We start from the raw sequence: 15,701 nt of genomic DNA on the forward strand, positions 1-15,701 counted from the left end.
CGCTACGCCAGCGTGCGCAGGGTGCCGAACCCGCTGTTGTGGAAGACGAGCGGGTTCGCCACGTCCTCGGCCTGCTGCAGGGCGTGGAGGCGCAGCAGCACCAGGACGTGGTCGCCAGCCTCGACCTCGCGATAGATCGTGCAGTCGAAGCTGGCGAGGCCGTCGTCGAGGGTGATCGCTCCGTCGGGCGTGGCGGTCCACGCGATCGAGTCGAAGCGCTGGTCGACCGGGCCAGCGAGCGCGCGGCACACCGCGGCGTGGTGGTCGGCCAGGACGGTCACGCCCAGGTGCGACGAGCGGCGCAGGTCCGGCCACGTCTTCGAGGAGACGGCCAGGTTCACCGAGACCAGCGGCGGGTCCAGGCTCACCGAGGTGAACGAGCTCGCGGCCAGGCCGACCGGGCGGCCGTCGATCTCGGCGGCGATGGCCACGACGCCGCTCGGGAAGGTGCCGAAGGCGTCGCGCAGCAACCGCGGGTCGAGGTCCTGGTTGGTGGTGAGGCCGGTCGTGGGAGTGGTCGTGGGGCTGGGCGAGACGGTCATCGGGCTCCGATCGGAGTGTCGAGGAAGGTGCGGACCCACGGCCGGGTGGCCGCGAGCCAGTCGGCGTACGCCGCCGGGTCGTCGTGCTGGGCGTCGACCACGTAGAGCGCCCGGCCGGGCACCGTCGCGCCGATCTCGGTCAGCACCGGGCGCAGCGTGGTCTCGGGTGCGAGCGAGTGGGCCGGGCTGCCGCCGAGCATGAGCGGCACGGCCAGGCCCCGGAGACCGGTGCCGCCGGCGAACCGGTCGAGGAACAGCTTCAGCAGCCCTGTGTAGGCGGCCTTGTAGGTCGGGCTCGCGACCACGACGAGGTCGGCCGCGCCGACCTGCGCGACGAGGTCGGCGACGCCCGCGTCGGCCCAGTCGAGGATGGCCGGACCGAGGGTCGCCAGGTCGACGACCAGGTCAGGGTCGCCGCCGCTGAGCTCGCGGGCGACGTACGTGGCGGCTGCGAGCGTGCGGCTACCCGGCTTCGGGTTGCCGACCACGACGGCGGTGGTGCTCATCGGGTGGCCCCTGCGGGCGCGGACACCGGCACCAACACCGGGGGGAGCTCGGCGCCCAGCTTGAGCGACTCGAGGAAGAGCACGACGGTCGCGGCCACCGAGCGGTGCGAGACGTCGTTGAGGATGTCGTGGCGACCGCCCTCGACCAGCCACACCCGCGCGCCGGGCGCGTCGACGTAGGGCGCGGTGGCCTCGGCGGCGGCCGTGATCCGGTCGGCCGATCCGTGGACGACGAGCACCGGCTTGTCCGGTGCGGTGAGCTCGACCGAGGTCCACGGCAGCGGCTGGTCGCGGGCCTCGCGGTCGAGCCTCAGATCGCCGTCGAGGACGGCACGGTGCACCGGACACGCCGTCCGGGCCTCGACCTGCTCCTCCCAGCTGTCGGCGACGGCGGAGCCCGGCAGGGTGAGGCCGGCGAGCACGGCGGCGTCGGCCGGCACCTCGCCCACCAGGGTCGCGGCGAGCGTGGCACCGGTGTCGGCGCCGACCAGGACCTTGGGCGAGGGCAGCGACTCGTCGGCCAGCACCTTCTCGACGCGCTCGCGGGTGGCGGTGAGGTCGTCGAGGTCGACGTCGACCAGACGGACCTTGTAGGCGTCGGCGGAGAGCCGGCGGCCGAAGCGGTGGTACGACGCGTCGGTCTCGCCGCGTCCGGGCAGCACGACGAGGGTGCCGCGCGGCGTCGCGCCGGCGGGCTCGTCCCAGGTGGCTGTGACGGTCATGATCGATCTCCTTCTCGGATCGGCGGGTCAGGCAGGTCGGCCGGGCTCAGGCCCAGCGCGAGGTGAACCAGTGCACGGCACCGGTCTCGGGGTCGTAGCTGCGGCGCGGGAGGGTGCCGATGTCGGCGCCGTAGACGTGGATGCCGACGACGGGCCGGTCGCCGCCGCAGCGGACCTGGTGCACGTCGTCGGCGGTGGTGCAGCAGACCGTGACCTCGCCTGCACCCCACTCGTCGGTGCCTTGGCCCACGAGCGGGACGTCGGGCGTGGTCGGCTTCTCGTAGCGGGTCTCGACCTCGACGCCGGAGTAGATCCCGACGACTCCCCAGGTCTCGTGGCCGTGCACGGGAGTGCCCTGGCCGACGTCCCACACCGCGCTCGCGATGGAGAAGCTGCCGTCGGCTGCCACGTGGAGCGGATACATCACGTAGCGCACCGGGTCGGGCGCCACCTGCTCCGCGGGCAGCTCGAAGCCCTCGGCGAGGGTGCGCTCGAGCTCGGTGCGGACGGCGGCGGTGAGCGCCTGCTCGTCGAGCCCCTGCCCGATGAGGTCCTCGACGGTCCGGGCCAGCTGCGCGATGGCGGGCACCTCGCTCTGGACGGGGACGATCTCCTGCTGGGCGGTCATGCGATCTCCTTCTTCCTGGCCTGGGCGGCCTTGCTGATGTCGTGTGCGTAGGCCGTGATGCGGGAGTGGATGCCAGGGATGGCCACCGACCGGGCGAGCGCGCTCACCTCGGCGTCGGTGTCGTGGTGGCGGCGAGCGGGCCGTGGGCCGGCAAGCGCGTCGGCGAGGTCGGTCGGCGCGCCCGTCGCCCAGGCGTCGCCGAGCTCGGCTCGCCGGACCGTCCCGAGCGCGACGCCGAAGGCCGATCCCGGGAACCGGAGCTTGACCGAGGGATCGACGAGTCGGTGGTCGCACGCGAGCACCACGTCTGCGCCGGCGCCGATCGCGGCCCCCTCGGCCACGGCGACCGTGGTGAACGGCGCCGCGATCAGCCGCTCGAGCAGCGTGCCGACGCGCAGGAAGCGCAGGGCCAGGGTCGCGTCCGTCTCGTCCGCGAGGCCACCGAGGTCGAAGCCCGCGGCGAAGTGGCGGGCGTTGCCGCGGAGCACGAGCGCCTGCGGCCGCGCGCCTTCGGCCTCGTCGAGCATCGCGTGCAGCTGCTCGACGAGCGCGGACGAGAGCGCGTTGGCCCGCTCCGGTCGGTCGAGGGTGACCGTCCACACCGGCCCCCGGTCGACGACGAGGTTCGTGTGGGCGTTCACGCGATCCACTCCTCGACGACCTCGCGGTGCGCGCCGAGCGCGGGTGCCCCGCGGTCGAGCCGTGGCGTCTGCCCGGAGATCCGCACCGGGAAGACGACCGTGGGCGTCGCCCCCGCGATGGGTACGTCGACGCGGCCGACGAGCCCCGTCGCGTCCACGTGCGGGTCGGCGAGCGCCTCGCCGAAGGTGTTGACCGGTCCGCAGGGCACGCCCCGGGCGCGGAGCTCGGTGAGCCAGTGGGAGCGCTTCTCCTGGGCGAGCTGCTCACCGAGGAGCTCGGCGAGCTCGCGCTGGTGCTCGACGCGATCCCCCTGGCTGACGAAGCGCGGGTCGTGGACGAGGTGCGGGAGCCCGACGACTTCGGCCACGGCGGCCCAGAGCTTGTCGTTGCCTGCCGCGATGGTGAGGTCACCGTCCGCGGCGGAGAAGCCCTGGTAGGGCGCGTTGCGCGGGTGGGCCGTGCCGAGGCGCGCGGGCTCGCGCCCGGAGCCCCAGTACTCACTGGTCTGCAGCGCTGAGATGCCGAGCAGGCAGTCGAGCATCGGCACGTCGAGGCGCACCGACGCTCCGCTGGCGCGGACCTGCGGCAGGGTCGCGGCGATCGTGTAGGCGGCGTACAGCCCGGCCGTGAAGTCGCCGACCGGCACCCCCGACTTCACGGGGTCTCCGTCCGGCTCGCCGGTCACGCTCATCAGGCCCGACATCCCCTGGATGACGACGTCGTAGGCGCCGTCGTTGACGTAGGGGCTGGTGAGCCCGTATCCGGAGATCGAGGCGTAGACGAGTCCGCGGTGGTCCGCGGCCACCTCGTCGTAGCCGAGGCCGAGCCGGTCCAGGACCCCCGGGCGGTAGTTCTCGACGACGACGTCCGCGGCGGCCACGAGCGTGCGCACCTCGGCCAGCTGGTCGGGGTCCTTGAGGTCGGCGGTGATGCTGCGCTTGTTGCGGTTGACCGAGGCGAAGTTGTGGCTGAACGACGTCCCGTCGGCGTCCCGGGCGAACGGCGGCCACGACCGCATCTGGTCGCCCGTGGGCGGCTCGACCTTCACGACGTCGGCACCGAGGTCGGCCAGCAGCATGCCCGCGAACGGGCCGGCCGCCACGTGCGCGAGCTCGACGACCCGGACGCCCTCGAGGGGACGGCCGGACGTCGGGGAGACCTCAGGAGGCACGGGCGGTCCCGGCGCGGTGGGCGAGCTCCTGGCGGACCAGCGGCAGCAGGTCACGGCCGTAGCCGATGGCGTCCTGCAGCGGGTCGTAGCCGCGGATCAGGACGGTGTCGACGCCGATCTCGACGTAGTCGAGGATCGCGGCCGCGACCGTCTCGGGCGAGCCGACCAGCGCGGTCGAGTTGCCTCCGCCGCCGACAGCCTTCGTGGTGGGCGTCCACAGGCACCGGTCGTGCAGCTCGCCCTTCTCGGCGACGGCGAGCAGCCGCTGCGACCCGGCGTTCTCGGGCCCCTTGCCCTGCGGGTGGATCCGGCCGACCTTCTCCTTGAAGGCCTGGCCGGCAGCGCCGTTGATCGTGTCCAGGATGCCGTGCGCGCGCTCCCAGGCCTCGTCGTCGGTGCGAGCGAGGATGGGCCGGAAGGACACCGAGATCCGCGGCGGCGTGGCACGTCCGGCGGCAGCGGCCTCGCGCCCGACGGTCGCGATCTGCTCACCGGTCTCGGCGAGCGGCTCGCCCCACAGCATGTAGGTGTCGGCCCGCTTCGCACCCACGGCGTAGGCCGCCGACGAGCTGCCGCCGAAGAACAGCTCGAGGTGGCGGTCGTCGTAGGGGCGGACCTGCGGATCGAACCCCTCGAAGCGGTAGTAGCTGCCCTCGAAGTCGCGCGGTCCCGTGGTGTCCCACGACTGGCGCAGCACCTGCAGGTACTCGTCGGTGCGCGCGTAGCGCTCGTCGTGGGGGAGGTAGTCGCCCTCGCGACGCTGCTCGGTGTCGTTGCCACCCGTGACGATGTTGAGGGCCACGCGACCCTTCGAGAAGTGGTCGAGCGTGCTGAAGGTGCGCGAGGCCAGCGTGGGGTGCACGACGCCCGGGCGGTGGGCGACGAGCAGGCCGAGTCGCTCGGTGTGGGCGGCGGCGTACGCCGCGACCTGGGTGCCCTCGGACCAGCTCGAGCCGTAGCCGATGAGGACGCGGTCGAAGCCGCCCTCCTCGTGGGCCTGCGCGAAGCGGGCGGTGTAGTCGGGGTCGACGATCGGACCGGAGGAGGTCCGGATCTCGGAGGCGTCGGCGGTGCCGATCATGCCGAGGATCTCGACGTCGGCGTAGCGCGGGGTCTGGGCGGTCATGGTGTGTCCTTCTTCTGTTCAGACGAGGGCGAGACGCCGGTCAGCACCACTGCGGACCAGGTCGATGACAGGGGCGTACGACGTGGCGTCGGCCAAGGGGTCGAAGCCGCGGATGAGCAGGGTGGTGACGCCGAGGGCGACGTAGTCGAGCAGCGCGTCGGCGACCTGCTCGGGGGTGCCGACCAGTGCAGTGGAGTTGCCGGTGGCGCCGGTGACCTTGGCGAGCGCGGTCCACAGCCGCTTGTCGTGCACGTCGCCCTTGTCGGCGGCGTCGAGCAGGCGCTGCGAGCCGACGGCGTTGCTGCCGTCGAGCCCGAAGGTGCGGCGGGTGGTCCCCCAGCGCTCCTGGGTCGCGGCGAGGATCGCCTCGGCGCGTGCCCACGCCTCCTCCTCCGTGTCGGCCACGATCGGGCGCAGGCTGACGCTGAAGCGCGGGTCGCGGCCGTACGGCGCCGCCGCGGCACGCACCTGGGCGATCCGCTCGCGGATGCCGTCGAGCGGCTCACCCCAGAACGCGTAGGCGTCCGCGTGCTTCCCACCGACCCGGATGGCGTCCGCGGAGGCGCCTCCGAAGTAGATCGGGATGCCACCGGGCGCGGGCCGGACCGACGACCAGGCTCCTCGGACCCGGTAGAAGTCCCCCTCGTGGTCGAACGGCTCGGTCGACTCCCACTCGCGCCGCAGGACGGTGAGGAAGTCGTCCGTGCGCCGGTAGCGGGTGACCTTGTCGGAGAAGTCGCCGTCCCGAGCCTGGTCGACGTCGTCGCCGCCGGTGATGACGTGCATCGCGACCCGCCCGGGGTGGAACGCGTCCAGGCTGGCGTAGGCGCGGGCGGCCAGCGTCGGCGCCAGGAAGCCCGGCCGATGCGCCAGCAGGACGCCGAGGCGCGTCGTCGACTGGAGCACGTGGGAGGCGACCACGAAGCCGTCGGGCGTGGCCGAGGAGTGGGCGATGAGCACCCGGTCGAAGCCCGCGTCCTCGTGGGCCTGCGCCAGTCGTGCGGTGTAGGCCGGGTTGACGGTCGGCCCGACGGGGACACCGGCCTCGGTCTGGGCGGAGATCCCGTCGACCCGGTCGTCGCTCGTCGAGACGGTGCTGGTCTCCTGGGTGGCGGTGATGCCGATGAGCTCGATGCTCATGAGGCCTCCTTCGAGTCGGTGATGAGCGCGCGCCACTCGCCGGCGACGTGGCATGCGGCCTCGCGGTCGTCGGCAAGCCGGACGGGCGCCGGCTGGTCGGTGCAGGCGTCGTGGGCGAAGCGGCAGCGCGCGGCGAAGACGCAGACGCCGTGGGCCGGCCAAGATCGCGCCTCGGGATCGGGGCGGAGCTGGTCGGGCCGGAGCCGGTCGACGTGGGTGACGCTCGGCGCGGAGGCCGTGAGCAGCCCGGTGTAGGGATGCGCGGGTCGCTCGAGCACCGCCTGGATCGGGCCCTGCTCGACGACGCGGCTGCGATAGAAGACGGCGACCCGGTCGGCGATGCCGGCCAGCGATCTCAGGTCGTGGGCGATGATGACCACCGCCAGGCCGAGGTCGCGGCGCAACCGGTCGAGCAGGCTGAGCACCAGGTTGCGGTTCGAGACGTCGAGCGCCGAGACCGGCTCGTCGCAGAAGAGCAGCTGCGGTCGCGTCGAGATCGCCCGGGCGAGCGAGACGCGCTGGCGCTGACCACCCGAGAGCTGGCGCGGGCGCCGGTCGAGCATCGCGTCCGGATCGAGGCCGACCAGGCGCAGCGACTCCACGACCCGCTCGTGACGCTCGGCGCGCGACAGGGTGCCGGCGATGTCCAGCGGCTCGCGCACGAGGGCAGCCACCGTGAGGTCCGGGTCGAGCGAGCGCAGTGGGTCCTGGAAGACGAGCTGGACCTGGCCCGAACGACGGAACTCGCGCAGCGCACGCCCGCGCAGCGCACCCATGTCCTGGCCGGCGAACTCGATCCGCCCGGCGACGGGACGCACCAGCCCCACGGTGGCGCGGGCCAGCGTCGTCTTGCCCGACCCGGTCTCGCCGACGATGCCGACGATCTCCCCGGGCCGCACCTCGAGGCTGGCCTCGGTGAGCGCGGCGCCGGTGCCGAGGCTGGTGCCCTTCTTGGGCGGGACGTAGGAGACGGAGAGGTCGGTGACGCGCAGCAGCGGCGCCACGCGAGCCTCCGGTCCGTCGTCCACGTCGGGGCGTTCCTGCGTCGTGGTCATGCGGGGGCTCCCTCGAGGTCGTCGATGCGTGCGCAGCGGGCGGCTCGGCCCTCGCCCAGGTCAGCCAGCGCGACCGGGCCCGAGGTGCAGACCTCGGTCGCGAAGCGGCACCGCGGCGCGAAGCGGCAGCCGGGCATGTCCTCACCGACCGACGGCGGCTGGCCGGGGATGATCTCGAGGGCGCGGCGCTCCCAGGTGCCGATCGTGGCAACCCCCATGAGGGCCTGGGTGTAGGGGTGCCTGGGCCGGGCGAGCACCTCCTCGGTGGTGCCGCTCTCGACGATCTCGCCGGCGTACATCACCAGGATCCGCTCGCACGTCTCGGCGACGACGGCGAGGTCGTGGGTGACCAGGAGCAGCGACAGGCCGTGGCTCTCGCGCAGCCGGTCGAGCAGGTCGAGGATCTCGGCCTGGATCACCACGTCGAGGGCCGTCGTCGCCTCGTCGGCGATCAGCAGCTCGGGCTCGCAGGACACCGCGATCGCGATCAGCACACGCTGCTGCATCCCGCCGGACAGCTCGTGCGGGTACTGGTGGAAGACGCCCTCGGGGTCGTGCAGGCCGACCTCGGCGAAGAGCTCCACCGCTCGCCGGTGGGCATCGGTCCTGGACAGTCCGCGCTTGACGCGCAGCTGCTCGGCGAGCTGGTGGCCGACGGTGAGCGAGGGGTTGAGGTAGGACGCGGAGTCCTGGAAGACCGCGCCGAGCCGGGTGCCGCGCACGTCGTTCCACGTGCGACGGGTGGCACCGGTGAGCTCCGTGCCGCCGAGCACGATGCGGCCGTGGTCGACCTCGCCGGTCTTCGGCAGCAGGCCGAGCGCGGCCCGGCACGTGAGGGTCTTCCCGCTGCCGGACTCGCCGACGAGCCCGACGGACTCCCCGCGTCCGATGGAGAAGGACACGTCGTGGACGGCGACGAGGTGGTCGCCGACGGAGACCTGGAGGTCGCTCACCTCCAGGACCGGGCTGGTGGTCGGATCAGGCACGGGCGGTCTCCTTCGTCTGGCGCTGCGCCTCGTGACGGGACTGGGCAGGGGAAGCGGTCCGGGGCGTGGACCGGCGGCGGCGGCGCGCGTCCCCGGTCGCCTCGCGGACCGCGTCCGCGAGCAGGTTGAGGGAGCCGACGGCCGCCATCATCAGCAGGCCCGGGAAGACGGGGGCCCACGGCTGCTGGGCGAGGTAGTCGAGGTCGGAGGCGAGCATGCCGCCCCAGGTCGGCGCCGGAGGAGAGACGCCGAGGCCGAGGAACGACAGCGACGCGACGACGAGCAGCGCGGCGCCGGTGGCCTGGGCGAAGGTGACCGCGACGTTGGGCAGCACCTTGCTCCAGATGTGCGTGCGGAGGGTCCACCACTCGGTGGCACCCATCAGCTCGGCCGCCTCGACGTACTGCTGGCGCCGCATGCCCATCGCGACCGACCGGGTGACGCGGAAGAAGATCGGGCTGATGAGCACCCCGATCGCGAACATCGCCTGCTGCAGGCCGTTGCCGAGCGTGCCGGCGACGGCGATCGCGAAGACGGTGAACGGCAAGATGACCAGCGTGTCGCTGATCCGCAGCGTCAGCCACTCCAGGCGAGGGCCGAGCCACGCCGAGGCGAGACCGGACGGCACGCCGAGCGCGGCACCGATGATCACCGCCTCCGCGGCGCCGACCACCGAGAGACGGGTGCCGGACATCAGCCGGCTGAGCACGTCGCGGCCGACGTAGTCGGTGCCGAGCCAGTGCGTCGCGGACGGTCCCTCGAGGACGTGGTCGGTGTACTGCTTCAGCGGGTCGTGAGGCGCGAGCGCGCCGCCGAAGACGGTGAGGAACGCGATGCCCGCGAGCACGACGAGGGCGAACCGGGCCGTCGGGATCCGCCAGAGGTTGCGCAGCGCGGTCATCGCCGCACCCCCTGTCGACGGGCCGCCGGGTCGAGGACCTTCTGCAGCGCGTTGACCACCGAGCTCGCGACGACCACCACGACGGCGGTGACGAGCAGGGTTCCGAGGACGACGGGGACGTCGCCGCGCTCGGCGGACTGGAGCGCGAGCTGGGCGACGCCGGGCAGGCCGAAGAGCCGCTCGGTGATCACCGCTCCGCCGACGATGAGCGGGATCGCGAGGCCGATCACGGCCAGCGTGGGGGCGGCGGCGTTGCGCAGGACGTGGCCGAAGAGCACGCGCGAGCGACCGTAGCCGCGCATCTCGGCGCCGACCGCGTAGTTCTCACCGAGCGCGGTGACCATCGAGGTGCGCAGCTGGCGCGCGATCGAGGCCGCGACGTCGAGGCTCAGCGCGAGCGAGGGCAGGATCGCGAAGCGCAGCCACTGCGCCGGATCCTGGTCGATCGGCACGTAGCCGCCCGAGGGCAGCAGCTGCAGTTTGACCGAGAAGACCACGATCAGCGCCATGCCGATGACGAACGGCGGCAGCGTCGCGAGCACCGAGCAGACCAGGGTCACCAGTCGGTCGAGGGGCCCGCCGTTGCTGAGCGCCGCCCCGATCCCGGCGCTCCCGCCGATCACGATGGCCAGCAGCAGCGCGAGCGCGGCGATCGACAGGTCGACCGGCAGGGCCTGCTTGATGCTGTCGGCGACCGGGATCGTGGTGAACCACGATTGCCCGAGATCGCCCTGGACGGCGTGCCCGAGCCAGGAGGCGTACTGCACGTGCAGCGGTCGGTCGAGACCGAACTCGTGGTTCATCCGCGCGATGTCGTCGGCGGTGGCGGTCTCGCCGAGCACGGCCGCGGCCGGGTTGCTGTCGCTCAGCGCTCCGAGCGCGAAGGTGATCACCGAGGCGAGCAGCAGCACGGTGACCGCCACCGCGAGGCCACCTGCCGCGGTGCGCACGAGCGGTACGACGCGACGTGTCCGCACCGCCTCGACCGTCGGGGGCACGGCGGCCGGCGACGGCCGGCTCGGCGTCGTCGTACCGGCCTCGGGGGTGACGGTGAGGCTCACGCGGTCACACCTTCGAAGCGGCGCAGGCTCGGGCGCGTCGGGAGCCCGCTCACGCCCTTGCGGGCGATCACGGCCGGCACCAGCGTGAGGAAGGTGTTCGGGAAGGACGTGACCGCGATCTTCGTCGCCTCCTGGAGGAGGGCGGGATAGGTCGGGTCGTCGGTCGGCGTGCGCTTGACCTTCTCCAGCTGCGCGTCGAGCTCGGGGTTGGTCGTGCGACCCGGGTTCATCAGGCCCTCGGCCCCGAAGAGCACCTGGAAGGCCTGCACGGGCGACTCGCGCCCGGCGAAGCCGTCGTAGGCGAGCGCCTTCGAGTGCTCGAGGTAGACCAGCTGCGTGTGCTGGGTGGCAGGGATCGAGTCGATCGTCGCCTCGATGCCCACCTCCTTGAGCTGTGCCTGGGTCAGCTCGACCGCCGCGTCGCTCTGCCCGCTGCTGGTGAAGACCGCCTTGATCGGGGTCTTGAGACCAGCGTCCGCGAGGACCTGGCGCGACTTGTCGGGGTCGTAGGCGTAGATGCTCGCCAGCTCCGGGTTGTAGCCGACGTAGCCGGGCGGGAACGGCTGGTAGCTGACGTCGCCGACGCCGAAGGCCGCCACCTCCTTGAGCTTCTCGCGGTCGATGGCGTACTTCATCGCCTCCACGACCGCCGGCTCGTCGAACGGCGCCATCGTCACGTTCACGTCGAGGACGCTGACGAACATCGTGTTGATCACCTGGACGTCCAGACCGGCGTCCTTGGCCTGCTGGAGCTGAGCTCCGCCGAGGCGGACCAGGTTGAACTGGCCCGAGCGGGCTGCGGCCACGGCGGTCGACGGGTCCGGCTGCGGGTAGAGCTCGAAGTTCTCCACCTTGATCTCGTCGGCGGCGGAGAAGTTCGGGTTCTTCTTCAGCGTCGCGTGGTCGTTCTGGACGTACGACGTCAAGGTGAACGGACCCGACCCGGCGGGCTGCGTCGCCAGCGAGTCGGCGTCCTTCTCGAAGACGGCCGGGTTGACGACCATGCCGGTCTTGCCGGCGAAGAGGAGCGGGTACTGGTAGTCGACCTCGGTGAGCTCGACGACGACGTCGAGGTCGCCGTCGGCCTTGACGGACTTGATCGTCGCCATCTGCGGAGCGATCAGCGACCCGTCCTGGGTGCGACCGCGCTCGATCGACTTCGCGACCGCGGTGGCGTCGAGCGGGCTGCCGTCACTGAACTTCAGGTCGGGCCGGAGGGTGAACGTGACGACCTTGCCGGAGTCGTCGTAGGTCCACTTCTCGGCCAGCCACGGGGTGGCGTTGCCCTGGTCGTCGAGCGCCGTGATCGCGTCGTAGGTCAGGGCGAGCATCTGCACGTCCGAGCCGGCAGAGGAGGTCACCGGGTCCCACGTGGTCGGCAGCTGCCAGGCCCACTTGATGGTGCCGGTGCCCCCGGCGGAGCTGCTGCCTCCGACCGTGGACGTGCCCCCGCACGCCTCGAGGCCGAGCACGAGGCCGGCGGCGAGGCTCAGGCCGAGGAATCCGCGGCGGGACGGGGTGAGGATCGGGGAGCTGGCGCGCGTCATGGTGAGCGTGTGCCTTTCGGGTCAGGTCGGCGTCGATCTGGGTCGAGTCGTACGACGGTGGGTGGGGGTGGGCGCGGCCGGCGTCAGCCGGCGTGGCGGGCCGCCGTGTGGCGGTTGACCGGCACGGGCAGCCCGAGATGCCCGCGCAGGTGGGTGGAGTCGTAGTCGGCGCGGAAGACACCGCGCTCCTGGAGGATCGGGACGACCTCGTCGACGATCCGGCGGAAGTTGGCCGGGTGGTCGAGGCCGATGTTGAAGCCGTCGCAGGCCCGGGCCTCCCACCACTCCACGAGCTTGTCGGCGACGGTGGTGGCCGATCCGACGAACTCGCTCTTGCGGAACGCCCGGGTGGCCTCGACGGCCTGTCGCAGCGTCCAGCCGTTGTCGGTGGCACGCTGGGTGACAGCCTTGGCCTGGGTGTAGAAGGACCGCTCGCCGTGCACCAGCGCCTCGGCCGGGAACGGCGCGTCGAGGTCGTACTGGGTGAAGTCGTGCCAGCCGAAGGGCCGGCCGAACTCACGCAGCGCGGCGCCGAAGGTGTGGTCGCGGTCGTTGTTGAGCGCCTCGATCTCGCGGGCGTCCTCGTCGGTGTCGCCGACGACGACCTTGACGCCGGGCATGACCACGACGTGGTCGGGGTTGCGGCCGAACCGGTCCCGCGACCGGGTCTTGATGTCGTCGTAGAACGCCTGGCCACTGGGGATGTCGGCGGCATGGGTGAAGATCCCCTCCCCCACGCTGGCGCCGAGGTCGCGGCCCTGGTCGGAGTCACCGGCCTGGAAGATCACCGGGTGGCCCTGGGCGGAGCGGACCAGGTTGAGCGGCCCGCGCACGGAGAAGTAGGTGCCCTCGTGGTCGAGGACGTGCTGCTTGCTGGGATCGAGGAACTGCCCGGTCTCGCGGTCGCGGACGAAGGCGTCGTCCTCGTAGGAGTCCCAGAGCGCCCGCGCGAGCTCGACGTACTCCTGTGCGCGGCCGTAGCGGGTGTCGTAGTCGTAGTGCTCGTCGAGACCGTAGTTGCCGGCCGTCCCCGCGTCGCCGGTCGTGACGACGTTCCAGCCCGCGCGGCCACCGCTGATGAGGTCGAGCGAGCCGAACCGGCGCACCAGGTTGAACGGGCTGTTGAAGCTGGTGGTCGCCGTGCCGACGAGACCGATGCGGCTCGTCTGCGTGGCGAGCGCGCTGAGCAGCGTGAGGGGCTCGAGGCGGTTGAGGTAGTGGGGCGGGGAGAACGGGGTGATGAACTGGCTGTCGACGATGAAGACCAGGTCGAACTTGCCGCGCTCGGCGAGCTGGGCCATCTCCACGAACCAGTCGATGCTGACGCTGGCGTCGCCGGGGATCTCCGGGTCGAGCCACAGGGTGTGGCTGCCTGGCCCGCCGGTGCCGTACGGCACGGCTCCCAGGTGCATCTGCCTCGTGGTCATCGACTCCCTCTCGCGCTTGTTCATCTTTCTCTACTAACTTAATGGACTATTGCAGCAGGATCCAACGCCGGTCCGTGATGCGTGTCATCGCGACCCGTGATCAATAGTCGACTAATCTGATCGACATGGAACGCATCCTCGACATCGGCCCCCTCCGCAGCCTCGTGGCCGTGGCCGACTGCGGCGGCTTCCAGCGCGCCGCCGAGGCTGCACCTGAGCCAGGCCGGGGTGAGCCAGCACGTGCGCCGCCTCGAGGCCGCGACCGGTCTCCGCCTCGTCGAACGACACGGTCGCGGATCGCGGTTCACCGGCGACGGCGAGCGCCTGCTCGCCTCCGCCCGCCGCATCCTGTCCGCCCACGACGAGGCGCTGCGCGACCTCGCCGGCGCGCACCTCGAGATCACTCTCGGCTCGACCGAGCACGCCGCGGCGCGACTCCTCCCGTCGCTGTCGGCATCGCTCGAGGGCGCCGGCTCGGAGACGTTCCGCTACCGCATCGACCGCGGTGCGCGTCTGCGCGAGGGCCTCGCCTCCGGCCAGGTCGACCTCGCGCTCCTGCTCAACGCCGCCGATCAGCCCGGCGCCGTGCCGGTCGGGGCGCTGGAGCTCTCCTGGTACGCCGCCGAGTCCTGGCGGCTCCCCGTCGCACCCGATCCGGTGCCCGTGGTCGCCTTCGACAACCCCTGCGAGCTGCGCAAGCGAGCCCTCCAGACCCTGGCCGACCACGGCCTGCCCGCGACGATCGGCGCCGAGGCCACCCAGCTCGCCGGGGTGCAGGCCGCCGTCAGCGCCGGCCTGGGCGTCGCCCTGATGGCGCTCGAGGAGCCGCCGCCGGGGCTCGTCGTGGTGCACGACCTCCCGGCCCCGGAGCCGCTGATGCTCTACGTCTGCCCGCGTGCCGGGCTCGCCGACGACGTCGTACGACTGGCGGCGGACGCGGTCGCCGCGGTGCTCGCCGAGCCACGGCTCGCACTCACGTCGTAGCTGCTGCTACCGAACGGTCGGGGTCGTGCAACCGCGCGATGCGGCCCTGACTGCTCGGTCGCGCGACGCCTCCGGCTCAGACCGTCTCGAACCTGATGCCCGCGGCCTGCAGCCGGGCCAGCAGTGCGTCGCCCATCGCGACGGCGGGGGTGACCTGGCCCGCGGTGTCGGGGTTGTCGTCGAGGGCCAGGCACAGCGCGGCCTCCGAGAGCATCTTCGCGGTCTCGGTGTAGCCCGGGTCCCCGCCGGAGACGCGGGTGCGCACGGTCCGGTCACCCGCCTCGCCGACGAAGTCGACGGTGAACCACGACCTGTCCCGCTTCGACTCGTCCGGCCCGGAGCCCTGCGGCACCTTGCCCTTGAGGAAGTCGCGCACCGGTCGCACCTGGGCGGCGACGGTCAGCGCGCCGACGCCGAGCGCGCCACCGGCGGCGTAGCGCAGGGTCTTGGTGCCGGCCCAGTGGGAGTAGCGGAACTTCGGGCCGTACGCCGCCAGCGCGGCGCCGGAGCGCGCGACGACGATCGGGTCGATGGTCGGGAGCGGCAGCAACCAGTAGCCGAGCAGCGGGTCGCGGTGCGGCTTGCCGCCGACCGAGCGTGACGAGCGTCCGTCGGCCGGCCGGCCCTCGGCGCGTCGGCGCTCGGCGTACGTCTTCCTCATCTGCTTGGCCCGGGCGAACTGGTCGAGCGCGGAGTGGAAGGTGCCGCCGGAGAACGTGCCGGCCGAGCGCACCACGCCGCGCATCGTGATCGGCCGGTCCGAGGGCAGCTGCCGCACGGTGTAGTAGGCGCCGAGGTCGTGCGGGATCGAGTCGAAGCCGCACGCGTGGACGAGCCGGGCACCGGTGCGCAGCGCGGTCCGGTGGTGCTGGAGGTAGGTGCGGTCGACGAACTCGGGCTCGCCGGTGAGGTCGAGGTAGTCGGTGCCGGCCTCGGCGCACGCGGCGACGAGGGGGCCTCCGTGCTCGAGGTAGGGCCCGATCGTGGTGACCACGACGCGCGTCTGCCGGGCCACGTCGGCGAGGGCGGCGTCGTCGGCGGAGTCCGCGACCAGCACCTCGACGCCCGTCGCGCCGCGGTCGGCCAGTCGTCGGCGTACGGCCTCGAGCTTGTCGGCGTTGCGGCCGGCGATCGCCCAGCGGAGGCCGTCGGGCGCGTGGGCCGCGAGGTGGTCGGCGGTGAGCCCGCCGGTGAACCCGGTGGCGCCGAACAGCACGATGTCGAAGGTCCGGTCGTCGCTCATCGCGTCATCGTGCCACGCGC

Annotated in this window: 16 protein-coding genes; 1 reads left to right on the plus strand and 15 read right to left on the minus strand. The window is 72.6% G+C overall.

Annotated elements, in window-relative coordinates:
• Window positions 1-2: 2 nt before the first annotated feature.
• From IEZ25_RS20220 to IEZ25_RS20285, 14 genes are all read right to left on the minus strand, one after another.
• Window positions 3-542: a flavin reductase family protein gene (locus tag IEZ25_RS20220; RefSeq protein ID WP_191201289.1), complete on the minus strand. Its 540-nt coding sequence runs from the start codon at window positions 540-542 to the stop codon at window positions 3-5.
• Window positions 539-1,048 carry an NADPH-dependent FMN reductase gene (locus tag IEZ25_RS20225; RefSeq protein WP_191201290.1) on the minus strand — a complete coding sequence of 170 codons (510 nt, stop codon included), beginning with the start codon at window positions 1,046-1,048 and terminating at the stop codon, window positions 539-541. Before IEZ25_RS20225 ends, IEZ25_RS20220 begins: the two co-directional genes overlap by 4 nt.
• Window positions 1,045-1,770 (minus strand): alpha/beta hydrolase, encoded by a 726-nt coding sequence (locus tag IEZ25_RS20230; protein WP_191201291.1) that lies wholly within the window; start codon window positions 1,768-1,770, stop codon window positions 1,045-1,047. Before IEZ25_RS20230 ends, IEZ25_RS20225 begins: the two co-directional genes overlap by 4 nt.
• A gap of 46 nt (window positions 1,771-1,816) precedes the next feature.
• Complete coding sequence (locus IEZ25_RS20235) at window positions 1,817-2,398, minus strand: cysteine dioxygenase family protein (RefSeq protein ID WP_191201292.1); 582 nt, start codon at window positions 2,396-2,398, stop codon at window positions 1,817-1,819.
• The gene (locus IEZ25_RS20240; RefSeq protein WP_191201293.1) at window positions 2,395-3,039 is read right to left on the minus strand and encodes an enoyl-CoA hydratase/isomerase family protein; all 645 of its coding nucleotides are present in this window, start codon (window positions 3,037-3,039) and stop codon (window positions 2,395-2,397) included. Before IEZ25_RS20240 ends, IEZ25_RS20235 begins: the two co-directional genes overlap by 4 nt.
• Entirely contained in the window at window positions 3,036-4,211 is a 1,176-nt protein-coding gene (locus IEZ25_RS20245; RefSeq protein ID WP_191201294.1) for a CaiB/BaiF CoA transferase family protein, read from the minus strand. The genes IEZ25_RS20240 and IEZ25_RS20245 overlap by 4 nt, the downstream gene beginning before the upstream one ends.
• Window positions 4,201-5,337, minus strand: a complete 1,137-nt coding sequence (locus IEZ25_RS20250; RefSeq protein WP_191201295.1) for an LLM class flavin-dependent oxidoreductase — start codon at window positions 5,335-5,337, stop codon at window positions 4,201-4,203. The genes IEZ25_RS20245 and IEZ25_RS20250 overlap by 11 nt, the downstream gene beginning before the upstream one ends.
• Window positions 5,338-5,355: 18 nt before the next feature.
• Window positions 5,356-6,477, minus strand: coding sequence for an LLM class flavin-dependent oxidoreductase (locus IEZ25_RS20255; protein ID WP_191201296.1), 1,122 nt, complete (start codon window positions 6,475-6,477; stop codon window positions 5,356-5,358).
• Complete coding sequence (locus tag IEZ25_RS20260; protein WP_191201297.1) at window positions 6,474-7,532, minus strand: ABC transporter ATP-binding protein; 1,059 nt, start codon at window positions 7,530-7,532, stop codon at window positions 6,474-6,476. The genes IEZ25_RS20255 and IEZ25_RS20260 overlap by 4 nt, the downstream gene beginning before the upstream one ends.
• Window positions 7,529-8,518: an ABC transporter ATP-binding protein gene (locus IEZ25_RS20265; protein ID WP_318152367.1), complete on the minus strand. Its 990-nt coding sequence runs from the start codon at window positions 8,516-8,518 to the stop codon at window positions 7,529-7,531. The genes IEZ25_RS20260 and IEZ25_RS20265 overlap by 4 nt, the downstream gene beginning before the upstream one ends.
• A complete protein-coding gene (locus tag IEZ25_RS20270; RefSeq protein WP_191201298.1) occupies window positions 8,511-9,419 on the minus strand; it encodes an ABC transporter permease in 909 nt (302 codons plus the stop codon). The genes IEZ25_RS20265 and IEZ25_RS20270 overlap by 8 nt, the downstream gene beginning before the upstream one ends.
• A complete protein-coding gene (locus IEZ25_RS22425) occupies window positions 9,416-10,480 on the minus strand; it encodes an ABC transporter permease (protein WP_318152368.1) in 1,065 nt (354 codons plus the stop codon). The genes IEZ25_RS20270 and IEZ25_RS22425 overlap by 4 nt, the downstream gene beginning before the upstream one ends.
• Entirely contained in the window at window positions 10,477-12,027 is a 1,551-nt protein-coding gene (locus IEZ25_RS20280) for an ABC transporter substrate-binding protein (protein ID WP_191201299.1), read from the minus strand. The genes IEZ25_RS22425 and IEZ25_RS20280 overlap by 4 nt, the downstream gene beginning before the upstream one ends.
• Before the next feature lie 83 nt (window positions 12,028-12,110).
• Window positions 12,111-13,478, minus strand: a complete 1,368-nt coding sequence (locus tag IEZ25_RS20285) for an NtaA/DmoA family FMN-dependent monooxygenase (protein ID WP_224749397.1) — start codon at window positions 13,476-13,478, stop codon at window positions 12,111-12,113.
• A 189-nt stretch (window positions 13,479-13,667) separates the two neighbouring features.
• Here IEZ25_RS20285 and IEZ25_RS20290 point away from each other — a divergent pair, with 189 nt between their 5' ends.
• Window positions 13,668-14,438, plus strand: coding sequence for a LysR substrate-binding domain-containing protein (locus tag IEZ25_RS20290; RefSeq protein ID WP_224749414.1), 771 nt, complete (start codon window positions 13,668-13,670; stop codon window positions 14,436-14,438).
• Window positions 14,439-14,514: 76 nt separating this feature from the next.
• Here IEZ25_RS20290 and IEZ25_RS20295 read toward each other — a convergent pair whose 3' ends face one another.
• On the minus strand, window positions 14,515-15,681 hold the full coding sequence (locus IEZ25_RS20295; protein ID WP_191201300.1) for a saccharopine dehydrogenase family protein: 1,167 nt from the start codon (window positions 15,679-15,681) through the stop codon (window positions 14,515-14,517).
• Window positions 15,682-15,701: the final 20 nt, after the last annotated feature.

The sequence above is a fragment of the Nocardioides hwasunensis genome (genome assembly GCF_014779665.1).
In the GTDB taxonomy this organism is placed as follows: Bacteria; Actinomycetota; Actinomycetes; order Propionibacteriales; family Nocardioidaceae; genus Nocardioides; species Nocardioides hwasunensis.